Origin of the sequence: Pseudomonas sp. 273 (assembly GCF_029201425.1) — a bacterium.
In the GTDB taxonomy this organism is placed as follows: Bacteria; Pseudomonadota; Gammaproteobacteria; order Pseudomonadales; family Pseudomonadaceae; genus Pseudomonas; species Pseudomonas delhiensis.
On sequence record NZ_CP116775.1, the window covers coordinates 3,337,239 to 3,350,378 of the forward strand.

Annotated in this window: 7 protein-coding genes and 1 pseudogene; 6 read left to right on the forward strand and 2 right to left on the reverse strand. The window is 70.9% G+C overall.

Annotated elements, in window-relative coordinates:
- Window positions 1–69: 69 nt before the first annotated feature.
- On the reverse strand, window positions 70–2,352 hold the full coding sequence (locus PKO50_RS15615) for an acylase (RefSeq protein WP_275630235.1): 2,283 nt from the start codon (window positions 2,350–2,352) through the stop codon (window positions 70–72).
- Between the two features lie 298 nt (window positions 2,353–2,650).
- On the opposite strand from PKO50_RS15615, the gene PKO50_RS15620 reads away from it, so the two are divergent.
- From PKO50_RS15620 to PKO50_RS15635, 4 genes and pseudogenes are all read left to right on the forward strand, one after another.
- A complete protein-coding gene (locus tag PKO50_RS15620; protein WP_275630236.1) occupies window positions 2,651–3,664 on the forward strand; it encodes a FecR family protein in 1,014 nt (337 codons plus the stop codon).
- Between the two features lie 131 nt (window positions 3,665–3,795).
- Window positions 3,796–4,964: pseudogene (locus PKO50_RS15625) on the forward strand (efflux RND transporter periplasmic adaptor subunit).
- Entirely contained in the window at window positions 4,965–6,944 is a 1,980-nt protein-coding gene (locus PKO50_RS15630) for a MacB family efflux pump subunit (RefSeq protein ID WP_275630237.1), read from the forward strand.
- Between the two features lie 11 nt (window positions 6,945–6,955).
- Complete coding sequence (locus PKO50_RS15635; protein WP_275630238.1) at window positions 6,956–8,371, forward strand: efflux transporter outer membrane subunit; 1,416 nt, start codon at window positions 6,956–6,958, stop codon at window positions 8,369–8,371.
- Window positions 8,372–8,682: 311 nt separating this feature from the next.
- Here the strand turns inward: PKO50_RS15635 and PKO50_RS15640 are convergent, their stop codons facing one another.
- Window positions 8,683–10,311: a twin-arginine translocation signal domain-containing protein gene (locus PKO50_RS15640; protein ID WP_275630239.1), complete on the reverse strand. Its 1,629-nt coding sequence runs from the start codon at window positions 10,309–10,311 to the stop codon at window positions 8,683–8,685.
- 172 nt (window positions 10,312–10,483) lie between these two features.
- Here PKO50_RS15640 and pvdM point away from each other — a divergent pair, with 172 nt between their 5' ends.
- Together pvdM and pvdN are read left to right on the forward strand one after the other, a co-directional pair.
- Window positions 10,484–11,830 (forward strand): pyoverdine-tailoring dipeptidase-like protein PvdM, encoded by a 1,347-nt coding sequence (gene pvdM / locus PKO50_RS15645; protein ID WP_089394675.1) that lies wholly within the window; start codon window positions 10,484–10,486, stop codon window positions 11,828–11,830.
- 19 nt (window positions 11,831–11,849) lie between these two features.
- Window positions 11,850–13,130, forward strand: coding sequence for a pyoverdine-tailoring periplasmic protein PvdN (pvdN, locus tag PKO50_RS15650; RefSeq protein ID WP_275630240.1), 1,281 nt, complete (start codon window positions 11,850–11,852; stop codon window positions 13,128–13,130).
- The last annotated feature ends 10 nt before the right edge of the window (window positions 13,131–13,140 follow it).

Genomic DNA, 13,140 nt, shown 5'->3' on the forward strand with positions numbered 1-13,140 from the left:
GCATGGTCGAATCCGTTCCGCAGGTGCCAGAAGCTCGCTGGAAATCATGGCAAACGCCTCCTCTTGTCGTTATTGCGCCAGGCGCACCACCTTGAGGGTGGGGTCCGCGTCGATCTGCACCTCGGTGAAGGGCAGCGGCGACCAGGCCTGGCGCGAGAACAGCCGGGTCTGGTCGGCATGGTGCGGCGAACGCGGCTCGCTGGCCTGGGAGAACGCCAGCAGCCCCTTGGCCTGCGGGCCCTCGGCGGTGAAGCTGACCAACTGGATGTAGCTGCTGCCGCTCACCACCTCCAGGTGGTCGCCGTGGGGCACGCTCTGCATGGCGTTGTAGATGCCCAGGTGGCCGTCGCCGCCGGGGATCGGGATGGGCGGCTGGGCCGCGCTGCTGACCTGCAGCTCGCCCCAGCGCTTGCCCACCCCCTGCTTGTTCACTTCCTCGCTGGCGGCCAGCAGCGCTTCGCCCACCTGCTTCACCACTTCGGGCTTGTCCAGGGCGATGCCGCTGGGCGTCTGCAGCGGCCGCGCGGGGTCGAACGGCACCTTCCAGGCGCCCTCCAGCGCGTCGAAGCGGGCCATGAAGCGCTGGAAGTAGACCAGGCCCGGGCCGGCATCGAGGTTGGCGCTGCGGTCCCACTTGGCGAGGCTGCCACAGGCCGGCGACAGTGCGGCGTCCTGCAACCGGCGGCACAGCTCCAGCAGGTCGGGCAGCACCAGGTCGGCGGCGTAGACGTGGTTGCCGGTGACCAGGTGCTGCAGCAGGGGCTCGTCGATGCTGCCCTTGCCCTGCAGAGCCTGCAGCGCGAAGCGGGCACGCAGGCCGAGCGGCTGGTCCTGGCGGCTGGCCAGCGGCGAGAAGCCCTCCAGCGGCGCCGCCGGGTTGGTCATCCAGGCGCTGTCGTTGGAGTTCTGCACGAAGTCGCGGCGCACCAGCGCCGGCAACTGCGTGGCCGGCTGGATGCCGGGTTGCGCTGCGGCGGGGTCGCGGCTCCAGCCACAGCGCCCGAGGTTGCCCTGCAGCGCCGGCAGGCCCTCGGCCACCAGCGCCGGGATGGCGCAGGCCTGCAGCTGCCCCGGGGTCAGGTTGGGCACCACGGACTGGTTCAGGTAGAGCACGTCGCCGTGCTCGTCGGCGGCCAGGGTGTTCACCCAGGGAATGCCCTGCAGGGACTCCACGCGGTGGCGCAGGTCCGCCACGTCGCGCGCCTGGTTGATCGAGTACCACTGCTGCAGCACCCGGGTGTTGTCCAGGTTGGCGTCGCGCAGGGCATAGGCTTCGCCGGCGCTCCAGTCGAGCTTGCCGGGCCAGACCAGCACCGGGCCGTAGACCGATTCGTAGAGCGTGTGCTCGACCGTCTGCAACTGGCCGTCGGCGCCGCGCACCTGCACCTTCACCACGCGCTTCTCCAGCGGCTGCCAGCGCCCGTCCAGGCGGTAGTGCAGCGGGTTCTGCGGGTCCAGCTCCAGGCGGTAGAGGGTGAAGTGGCTGGAGGTGTCCACCGTGTGGGTCCAGGCCAGGTGCCGGTTGAAACCGATGTTCACCATCGGCAGCCCGGGCAGCGCTGCGCCCATGACGTCCAGCTTGCCGGGGATGCTCAGGTGCAGCTGGTAGAAGCGCATGGCGCCCTGCCAGGGGAAATGCGGGTTGGCCAGCAACAGGGCGTGGCCGCTGGCCGAGCGCTCCGCACCGACGGCGACGGCGTTGCTGCCGCGCTCCAGGCGGAAGCGCTCGCGGCGCTGCTCGGCCAGGCGGAAGCCTTCCGCACCGGTCAGGGCCGCATTGGCAGCCCCTGGCGGCGCCGCGGCCACCACGGCCTGGGCGAACTGGCCGACGCCGCCCTCCACCAGCAGGCGGCGGGTCAGGCGCACCAGGTCGGCGCTGTCGATCGGCTTCAGCCAGGGCTGGCCCAGGCAACTGGTGGTGTCGGCGCTGGCCTCGCGCAGGAAGCGGTTGAACCCCGCCGCGTAGCCTTCCAGCAACTGCGTCACTTCCGTGGACTGGACCTTGCGGAAGGCCTTCACGGACTCCGGGCGGTTGAGCCAGGTGAAGAAGACGTCCGAGGCGAGGTTGCCGACCTGCGCCGAGGACTCGCCCTCGGCGCCGAAGTAGCGCGAGCGCTCGCCACGGGCGGTGACGATCTCGTCGGCCAGCAGGCAGGCGTTGTCGCGGGCGTAGGCATAGCCGATGCCGAAGCCCAGGCCACGTTCGTCCGTGGCGCGGATGTGCGGCACGCCGTAGGCGGTCCAGCGGATGTCGGCGGCCAGGGCGGCCGGGCGGGCGCTGTCGGCCTGGGCCTGGGGCAGCAGGCCGAGCAAGGCGCCGGCGAGGCCGGCCAGGAGGATACGCTTGGGCATCGATTCTTCTCTGTACGAGCGCGCCGCGGCCCGGTGGGATGCGGATGGCGCAGGACGACTGGGAACCATGGCGTTCGGGGCATGGATGTTCCGCCCCGGACGCCGGCATTCAGGGGAACGAAGCGCACCCGGGAAACTTTACCGGCGCCCTCCGTGCGCGCCCCGCCGGGCCGGATTCGGGTGGCTGGCGCCCGGGCGCGGCTTTCCGTAGGATGCGAGCTCTCCTATAATTGCGCCCATCCTTCCTACGCCATCGCGGCGCCGGACACAGGCGCGGCAAGGTTCAACCGGCCCCTTCATGACTACCCCTCCTTCCCCTTCGAGCGATCCCGTGGCGCAAGCCGCCGCGCACTGGTGCATGCGCCTGCACGAGCCGGACTGCAGCGACGCCGAGCGCGCGGAGTTCCAGCAGTGGCTGGAAAGCGACCCGCGCCATGCGGCCAAGTACGCCGAAGTGGAGAATATCTGGACGCTCAGCGCGCACCTGCTGGAAGCCCGGCCCACCCCGCGCACCAGCGGTCGCCGGCCACCGCTGCCCCGCCCGCCGGCACAGGCGGTGCGCCGCCGGCGCTCCTGGCGCAAGCAGCTGCGCGCCGCCGCCCTCGCCCTGCTGGTACTGCCGCCCGCCGGCTACCTGGGATGGCTGCAGGGCTGGGTGCCGGACAGCTACCACCGCTACCAGGCCGACGCCACCTTGCGCAAAGTGGTCCTGCCCGACGGCAGCGAGGTCGAACTGAACCTCAATACCCACCTGACCTATGCCAACTTCCGCGACGTGCGCCAGGTGGTGCTGGACCAGGGCGAGGCCTACTTCCACGTCAGCCACGACGCCAGCCACCCCTTCGTGGTGCGCGCCGCAAAGGGCACCATCACCGTCACCGGCACGCGTTTCGACGTATGGAAGTACCAGGACCAGGTCACCGTGACCGTCACCGAAGGCTCGGTGCGGGTGCGCAGCGGGAAGGACGGCAACGACAGCAGCCTCACCCCCGGCATGCAGGCCAGCTACCGCGCCGGCATGCTGCAGCCGCTGGTGGCCAGCGCCGACCCGGCCCAGGTACTGGCCTGGCGCGACGGCCGCCTGGTGCTCGACGACCTGTCGCTGGCCGCCGCCCTGCCGCTGATCAACCGCTACCTGGACGCCCCGCTGGTGCTGGCCGACCAGGCGGTCGCCAGCCTGCGCATCGGCGGCACCTACCGCACGCGCAACCTGCAGGAACTGGTCAACGCCCTGCCCCGGGTGCTGCCGGTCGAGCTGCAGCGCCAGGACAACGGCAGCATCCGCATCAGCAGCCGCTACGCGCAGTTGTAACAGCGTGCGGATAAAGCTCCGCCACCCCTATCGGCGCTAAATTTCCCCGGGCATCATTCGTCTTCCCGAAAGTGCATGCCTGGCCGCAACCCCGCGGCGGCAGGCCTCCCAAGCCCTGGCCGGAACCCTGAATGAAACGCCCCCGCCGTACTGGTCGCGCGCTGCTGGTCGCAGCCTTCCTCACCTCCCTGCTCGCCGTCGCCGCCTGGCAGTTCCTCCCCGGCACCGACGGCCTGGTCACCGCCCCGGTCGCCCGCGGCGACATCGAAAGCAGCGTCACCGCGCTGGGCACCCTGCAGCCGCGGCGCTACGTGGACGTCGGCGCCCAGGCCTCGGGGCAGATCCTCAAGCTGCACGTGGAACCCGGCGACGAGGTCAAGGAAGGCCAACTGCTGGTGGAGATAGACCCCTCCACCCAGCAGGCGCGGGTCGACGCCGGCCGCTACTCCATCGAAGTGCTCAAGGCGCAGTTGGCCGAGCAGCGCGCCCAACACCTGCTGGCGCGCCAGCAGTACCAGCGCCAGCAGCGCCTGGCCTCCGCCAGCGCCACCCGCGAGGAAGACGTGCAGACCGCCTACACGCAGGTGCAGGCGACCCAGGCGCGCATAGACATGTACCAGGCGCAGATCCACCAGGCCAAGGCCACCCTGCGCAGCGACGAGGCCGAGCTGGGCTACACGCGCATCTATGCGCCCATGTCCGGCACCGTGGTGGCGGTAGACGCCCGCGAGGGCCAGACGCTCAATGCCCAGCAGCAGACGCCGCTGATCCTGCGCATCGCCAAGCTGTCGCCGATGACCGTCTGGGCCCAGGTCTCCGAGGCCGACATCGGCCGCGTCAAGCCGGGCATGCCGGCCTACTTCACCACCCTCGCCGGCGAGCAGCGGCGCTGGAGCGGCACGGTGCGGCAGATCCTCCCGGTGCCGCCCAAGCCGCTGGACCCGAACAACCAGGAAAGCACCAGCAGCGGCTCCGCCAGCGGTTCCAGCGGCAGCGGCCGGGTGGTGCTGTACACGGTGCTGGTGGACGTGGACAACAGCGACCACCAGCTGATGGCGGAGATGACCGCCCAGGTGTTCTTCGTCGCCGCCACTGCGCAGGGCACCCTCACCGCCCCGTGGCCGCGCTGCACGACGACGGCAACGGCGGCCGCCACGTCTGGGTGGTGGGGCGCAACGGCAAGCCGGAGAGCCGCAAGGTCGAGACCGGCATCAGCGACCGCCTGCATGTCCAGGTGCTGTCCGGCCTGCAGGAAGGCGAACGCCTGCTGATGGCCGCCCCGGACAATGGCGAGGGCTGAATGAACGAAACCCTCCAGGACGTCCCGCTGATCGAACTGCGCGACGTACGCAAGCGCTACGGCGGCAACGGCAGCCCCGAGGTCGAGGTGCTACGCGGCATCTCCCTGAGCATCCACCCCGGCGAGTTCGTCGCCATCGTCGGCGCCTCCGGCTCCGGCAAGTCGACGCTGATGAACATCCTCGGCTGCCTCGACCGCCCCAGCAGCGGCCGCTACCTGTTTGCCGGGCGCGACGTCGCCGAGCTGGACAGCGACGAGCAGGCCTGGCTGCGCCGCGAAGCCTTCGGCTTCGTGTTCCAGGGCTACCACCTGATTCCCTCGGCCTCGGCCCAGGAGAACGTCGAGATGCCGGCCATCTACGCCGGCACCCCGGCCCTGCAGCGCCATGGCCGCGCGCGCCAGTTGCTGGAGCGCCTGGGCCTGGGCGAACGCACCGGCAACCGCCCGCAGCAGCTTTCCGGCGGCCAGCAGCAGCGGGTGTCCATCGCCCGCGCATTGATGAACGGCGGCCACATCATCCTCGCCGACGAGCCCACCGGCGCCCTCGACAGCCACAGCGGCGCCGAGGTCATGGCGCTGCTGGACGAGCTGGCCGCCCTGGGCCACGTGGTGATCCTGATCACCCACGACCGCGACGTCGCCGCCCGCGCCAAGCGCGTCATCGAGGTGCTGGACGGCGAGATCGTCAGCGACAGCGCCAATGGCGCGCCGGCGCACCCGGCCACCCCCGGCTTGCGCGCCGAGGAACTGCGCGAGCGCCTGCTGCAGGGCAGCGCCGAACCCGCCGGGGCCTGGCGCGCCGAGCTGCTGGAGGCGATCCGCGCGGCCTGGCGGGTGATGTGGCTGAACCGCTTCCGCACCGCCCTCACCCTGCTGGGCATCGTCATCGGCGTGGCCTCGGTGGTGGTGATGCTCGCCGTGGGCGAAGGCAGCAAGCGCCAGGTGATGGCGCAGATGGGCGCCTTCGGCTCCAACATCATCTACCTCAGCGGCTACTCGCCGAACCCGCGCACGCCCATGGGCGTCGTCAGCCTGGACGACGTCGCGGCCATCGCCACCCTGCCCCAGGTGAAGAAGGCCATGCCGGTGAACGGCGGCGAGCTGGTGGTGCGCCACGGCAGCCTCGACTACCACGCCTATGTCGGCGGCAACAACACCGACTTCCCGGCGATCCTCAACTGGCCGGTGAGCGAAGGCAGCTACTTCACCGAGCGCGACGAGGCCAACGCCGCCACGGTCGCGGTGATCGGCGCCAAGGTGCGCGAGAAGCTGTTCGGCCCCGCCAGCCCGATCGGCCGCTACATCCTCATCGAGAACGTGCCCTTCCAGGTGGTGGGCGTGCTGCAGGCCAAGGGCTCCAGCTCCGGCGACCAGGACGCCGACAACCGCATCGCCGTCCCCTACTCCGCCGCCAGCATCCGCCTGTTCGGCACGCGCAACCCGGAGTACGTGATCATCGCCGCCGCCGACGCGCGCCGCGTGCACGAGACGGAAAAGGCCATCGACCGCCTGATGCAGCGCCTGCACCGTGGCCAGCGCGACTACGAGCTGACCAACAACGCCGCGCTGATCCAGGCCGAGGCGCATACCCAGAACACCCTGTCGCTGATGCTCGGCTCCATCGCCGCCATCTCCCTGCTGGTGGGCGGCATCGGGGTGATGAACGTGATGCTGATGACCGTGCGCGAGCGTACCCGCGAGATCGGCATCCGCATGGCCACCGGCGCGCGGCAGAGCGACATCCTGCGCCAGTTCCTCACCGAGGCCACGCTGCTCTCGGTGGTCGGCGGCCTGGCCGGCGTCGGCATCGCCCTGGGCATCGGCGGCGCGCTGCTGCTGGCCAAGGTGGCGGTGGCCTTCTCCCCGGCGGCCATCCTCGGCGCCTTCGCCTGCGCCCTGGCCACCGGCCTGGTGTTCGGCTTCATGCCGGCGCGCAAGGCCGCCCGCCTCGACCCGGTGGCCGCCCTGGCCAGCCAATGACGGATTTCCCGATGAAAGCCCTGAGCCTATTGCCCGCCTGCCTGCTGCTGGGCGCCTGCGCCGGCGCCCCGCAGCCCCTCGACAGCGGCATCGCCACCCCGCCCGCCTGGCAGTACGGCGCCAGCGACGCCCGCCGTGGCGAGCTGCAACGCTGGTGGACGCGCTTCGGCGCCCCCGAGCTGGACGGCCTGGTCGCCCGCGCCCTGGCCAACAGCCAGGACCTGGCCGCGGCCATCGCCCGCGTCGACCAGGCCCGCGCCAGCGCGGTGATCGCCGGCGCGCCGCTGCTGCCGGAGGTCAACGCGCAACTGGGCGCCACGCGCGAGAAGCTGCTGCACGGCGCCGGCTACAGCGGCATCGACGCCAGCGAGGACAACGAGGCGGTGGACACCTTCACCGCCAGCCTCAGCGCCAGCTACGAGGTGGACTTCTGGGGCGGCCGCCGCGCCGCCTACCGCAGCGCGCTGCAGAGCCTCAAGGCCAGCGAGTACGACCGCGCCACCGTGGAGCTGACGCTGGTGGCCGGGGTCGCCGACGCCTACCTGCAGGTGCTGGCCCTGCGCGAGCAGCAGCGCATCGCCCGGCTCAACCTGGAGAACGCCGAGCAGGTCCTGCGCCTGGTGCGCAGCCGCCGCGAAGCCGGTTCCGCCACCGAGCTGGAAGTCGCCCAGCAGAGCGGCCTGGTGGCTGCTCAGCAGCGCCAGCTGCCACTGCTGCAGCAGCAGGAGCGCGATGCCCAGGTCACCCTGGCCACCCTGCTCGGCGAACCGCTGCCGGCCCTGAAACTAGGCGGCCAGCCGTTCGACAGCGTGCGCTGGCCGCAGATCGGCGCCGGCCTGCCCAGCGAGCTGCTCACCCGCCGCCCGGACATCGCCCGCGCCGAGGCGCAACTGGCGGCGGCCCAGGCCGACGTGCAGGTGGCACGCGCCGCCATGCTGCCCAGCCTGACGCTGACGGCCAACCTGTCCTCCGGCGCCAACCATGCCTCCGACCTGTTGCGCACCTCCTACTACGACCTGGGCGCCAACCTGCTCGCGCCCATCTTCAACCACGGCCGCCTGGGCGCCGAGCGCGACCGCCGCCTGGCGCTGCAGCGCGAGCTGCTGGAGAACTACCGCAAGGCCATCCTCGGCGCCTTCGCCGACACCGAGCGCTCGCTCAACGGCATCGACGGCATCGACCGCCAACTGCACTGGCAGCAACAGGAGCTGGAACAGGCGCAGCGCGCCTTCGAGCTCTCCGACAGCCGCTACCAGGCCGGCGCGGAAACCCTGCTCACGGTGCTGGACACCCAGCGCACCCTCTACCAGGCGCAGGACGCCGCGGTGCAACTGCGCCTGGCGCGCCTGCAAGCAGCGGTGGGGCTGTTCAAGGCCCTGGGGGGCGGCTGGGACGCCGCCTCGCCCCTGGCGCGCAACGACCCCTGATCCGGCCTTCGAATCGCGGACAGAGTCCGCTCCTACGACCATGCTCGACCGTAGGGCGAATAACCGTTCGCGGTTATCCGCCGTTAGCCCAAACACCGATGCCCGACGACGATGGCGGATAACGCCGTAGGCGTTATGCGCCCTACGGGTTGCAAGGGGGCGACGTAGGATGGGTTGACCTGCGAAACCCATGCAGTGGCGGTGATGGGTTTCGTTTCGCTCAACACCATCCTACGGGTGTTTCCCTTGCAGCCCCGTAGGAGCGGACTCTGTCCGCGATTTGGACTCACCGGCCACGCCGGACGCCCCGCTCAGCGCTGCGCCAGCTTCAGGTTGCGCGCATACCACGGCCGCCGCGGCGCGCGTTCTAGCCAGCCCTTGCGCTCGTCGTCCTCGGTGAGGATGACGCGCAGCGCCAGCTTCATGGTCTCCACGTCCAGGGCCACGTCGCTGCTGCTCGCCTGCAGGTCGGAGAGGCCGCAGCCATGGGTGGCCGGGCCCAGCCAGGGGTCGTCGATCTCCACCCAGCGGCCACGGGCGAACCAGGGGGTGCCCTGGACCTCGGCGCGGCGCACTTCGCCGGGGTGGAAGCGTTCGTGGGCGCGGAACCAGTCGTCGATGCGGTCGTCGATCCAGCCGTGGAAGCACCAGAACACCGGGTTCACGTGGGACGAGAAGGGGTCGCCGAGGAAATCGTTCTCGCGCAGGAACCAGCGCGGCGCGAAGTCGGCGTAGTTGCGGTCGGTCATCAGCGGCGCGCCGTTGGACGGGTCGCGCGTCACGCTGGCCCAGCGCATGTGCAGCCAGTCGTGCATGCCCAGCTCCAGCTCCGAGCCGAACTGGCCCAGGGTCAGCTTCGCCAGGTAGGCCGGGTCCTGGTACTGCGACTCCCATACCTGGAAGTTGCCGTGGTAGGCGTCGGCGCTCTTCAGGCCGTGCAGCCACTGGCTGTATTCGTCATCGTCGGGCGCCACCCAGGCCGGCGGCACCGAGCAGCCGTCGGCGTTCTCGAAGTAGCGGATGAAACCGGCGCGGTCGTATTCCAGGGGCACGGCCGGCGGCGGCAGGCGCGTCCAGGACGGCAGGTCCTGTAGCGAGCGAGCCTTGGCCAGCATGCGGCGGTGCATGAACAGGAAGTCGACGCCGGAGGCGTTGCGGTCCTTGTGCCGGCCGCGGGCGTCGCGCTCGGCGTCCAGCGGCCCGGGCTGCCAGCCCACGCCGCGCAGGGCGTTGCGCTGGGCCTCGTCGAGGTGGTGCCACTTGTCCCGCGAGGCGTGCCACAGCTGGTGGAACAGCCGGTGCTGGGGAGAGACCAGCCAGGCCAGCAGCGCTTCGTTGAGCGGCAGGCGCTCGCGGGCCAGGGGAAAGGGGCGCTTGCGGGCGACGAAGCGGCAGTCCTGCTGCGGCAGGGCCAGGTCGCGGTCCAGGCGCTGGAGGCGGCCGCTGAGGGTGCCGTCGCCGGCGTTGGCGAAGTTGTCCCACACCTCGTCGAACACGGTGCTGCATTCATGGCTGGGTGTGGCGCCCTCGCCCAGCAGGCGCCAGCGGATGTTCGCCGAGCTGGCGCCGACCAGGTCGCCGAGCACCCGGTAGCGCGGCTGTTCGGTACCGCGCAGGCGCTCGGGGGTGTCCAGCCAGCCGATCAGCCCGCGCCCGCGGGGGCCGCAGTCGAGGATCAGCTGCAGGCCTTCGGCGGGCAGGCCCGGCAGCCCGAGCCCGGCATCGAGCAGGCGCAGGTCCCAGATGCCGCGCAGGCGGTCGGCCAGGCGCAGCTCGGCGCCGGCGGTGGTTTCCAGGCTGGCCTCGCCCGGCGTCTCCGGCTCCCGCGCGTCCAGCTCGCGGCGCTGCAGTTCGCGGTAGCCGAAGTAGGCCGCCGTCGGCAACGCCGCCGCCCCCGTCACTGCCAGGGCCGCCATGAAACCGCGTCGAGAAACCGTCATCGTCCGTCCTGTGTCCGTCGCCAAGCAGGCTGTACCGAGGCTAGAACGGTCGGCCAGGCGACAAATTTAGCGCCGCGGCCGCGCTAAATTTCCGCCCGCACGCCTCGTCCTCCCCCACAGGCGATGCCCTGCCCCGGGCCGCCATCCGACTCCGACGCTGACTGGGACGGCAATGACTAGCACCCGCACGAAAAAGATCCTCTGGCTCACCCTGCCCCTGCTCGCACTGGTCCTCGTGGCGGGCGCCGCGGCCTGGCTGCTGCTGGCCCGCGCCCAACCCTACCCGCGCGAGGTGATGGCCCACGCCGAGGCGCTGCACGAGCGCATCCTGTCCTTCGACAGCCGCGTGACCGTGCCCCTGGACTTCGGCACCGAAGGCCACGAGGCCGACCGCGACGGCCCCTCGCAGCTGGACCTGGTCAAGGCCGCGCGCGGCCGCCTGTCCGGAGCGGCCCTGGCGATCTTCGGCTGGCCGGAGATGTGGAGCGGCCCCGACGCCCCGCACAAGCCCACGCCGGGTTTCGTCGACGAGGCGCGGCACCAGCAGGAGATTCGCTACAAGATTCTCACCGGCATGGTCCGCGACTTCCCCGAGCGGGTGGGCATCGCCTACACGCCCGAGGACTTCCGCCGCCTGGCCATGGAGGGCAAGTTCGCCATCGTCATGAGCATGCTCAACGCCTACCCGCTGGGCGACGACCTGTCCCAGCTGGACCTGTGGGCGGCCCGCGGCGTGCGCATGTTCGGCTTCAACTACGTGGGCAACAACAGCTGGTCCGACTCCTCCCGCCCGCTGCCCTTCTTCAACGATTCGGCCGACGCCCTCGGCGGCCTCTCGCCCCTGGGCAAGCAGGCGGTGCAGCGGCTCAACGACCTGGGGGTGGTCATCGACGTCTCGCAGATGTCGACCAGGGCCCTGGAGCAGGTCGCCGCCCTCAGCCGCGCGCCCATCGTCGCCTCGCACTCGGCGCCGCGCGCCCTGGTGGACATCCGCCGCAACCTCAGCGACCACGAGATGCAGCTGATCAAGGACAGCGGCGGGGTCATCCAGGTGGTCGGCTTCCCGGCCTACCTGCGCCCGCTGAGCAAGCCCACCCTGGAGAAGCTCGACGCCCTGCGCGCGCGCTTCGACCTGCCGCCGCTGGCCGGCCTGGACTACGCCCTGATGCCCGGCGACCCGGTGATCGCCATCTGGCCGGAGAAGAAGTTCGGCGAGTACGCCAGCAGCCTCTACGGCATCCTCGACGAGGAGCCCAAGGCCGGCCTGGCGGACTTCGTCAACGCCATCGACTACACGGTGAAGAAGGTCGGCATCGACCACGTCGGCATCAGCTCCGACTTCAACGACGGCGGCGGCCTGGACGGCTGGAAGGACGAGAGCGAGATCCGCAACGTCACCGCCGAGCTGATCACCCGCGGCTACTCCGACGCCGACATCGCCAAACTCTGGGGCGGCAACTTCCTGCGCGCATGGGGCGAGGTGCAGAAACGCGCCAAGCCGCCCGTCGCCAGCCGCTGACCCACGCCAAGGACATTCCATGAACGACCGCCGTACCTTCCTCAAGCAGGCCGGGCTGCTCGCCGCCAGCCTGCCCCTGCTGCAGGCTTCCGACCTGGCCCTGGCTGCTACCGAAACGGCCGGCAACGACAAGTGGCAGGCCCTGCGCCGGCAATTCGACCTCGCCCCGGACTACCTGCACTTCGCCAGCTTCCTGCTGGCCTCGCACCCGCGCCCGGTGCAGCAGGCCATAGACGCGCTGCGCGCGCGCTTCAACGCCAACCCCGGCGAGGCGGTGGACTGGGACCGCGAGGAGGTCTGGAAATACGAGGACGAGGTGCGCGCCCAAGCCGGCCGCTACTTCGGCGTCAAGCCGGCGCAGGTGGCCCTCACCGGCAGCACCACCGACGGCCTCGCCGCCATCTACGGCGGCCTGCTGGTGGCGCCGGGCAAGGAAATCCTCACCACCGTCCACGAGCACTATTCCACCTACACCACCCTGGAATACCGCCAGCAGCGCATGGGCACCCAGGTGCGCAAGGTTCCCCTGTTCAAGGACCCGCACCGGGCCTCGGCCGACGAGATCCTCGCCAGCATCCGCAGCAACATCCGTCCTGAGACGCGGGTGCTGGGCATGACCTGGGTGCAGTCGGGCAGCGGCGTGAAGCTGCCGGTGCGCGAGATCGGCCAACTGGTGGCCGAGGTCAACCGCAATCGCGACGCCGCCGAGCGGATCATCTACGTGGTCGACGGCGTGCACGGCTTCGGCGTGGAGGACGCGACCTTCGCCGACTTCGGCTGCGACTACTTCATCGCCGGCACCCACAAGTGGCTGTTCGGCCCGCGCGGCACCGGCGTCATCATCGCCCGCGAGGAACAGTTGCAGGACCACCTGGTGCCGAGCATTCCCACCTTCACCCGCGCCGACAGCTTCGGCACCTTGATGACCCCCGGCGGCTACCACGCCTTCGAGCACCGCCTGGCCCTGGGCAAGGCCTTCGAGCTGCACCTGCAGCTGGGCAAGGCCGACGTCCAGGCGCGCATCCACCAGCTCAACGGCTACCTCAAGCAGCGTCTGGCGGAGCACGCGAAAGTGCGCCTGGTCACGCCGGCCAGCCCCGAACTCTCCGCCGGCTTCACCTTCTTCCGCGTCGACGGCCGCGACTGCGACGCCGTGGCCCGGCACCTGATGGCGCACAAGGTGATCGGCGACGCCGTGGACCGCGACGTCGGCCCGGTGGTGCGCCTGGCGCCCAGCCTGCTCAACGACGAGGCGCAGATCGACCGGGTGATGGACATCCTCGCCCCGCAGCTCGCCTGACCCGACTTCC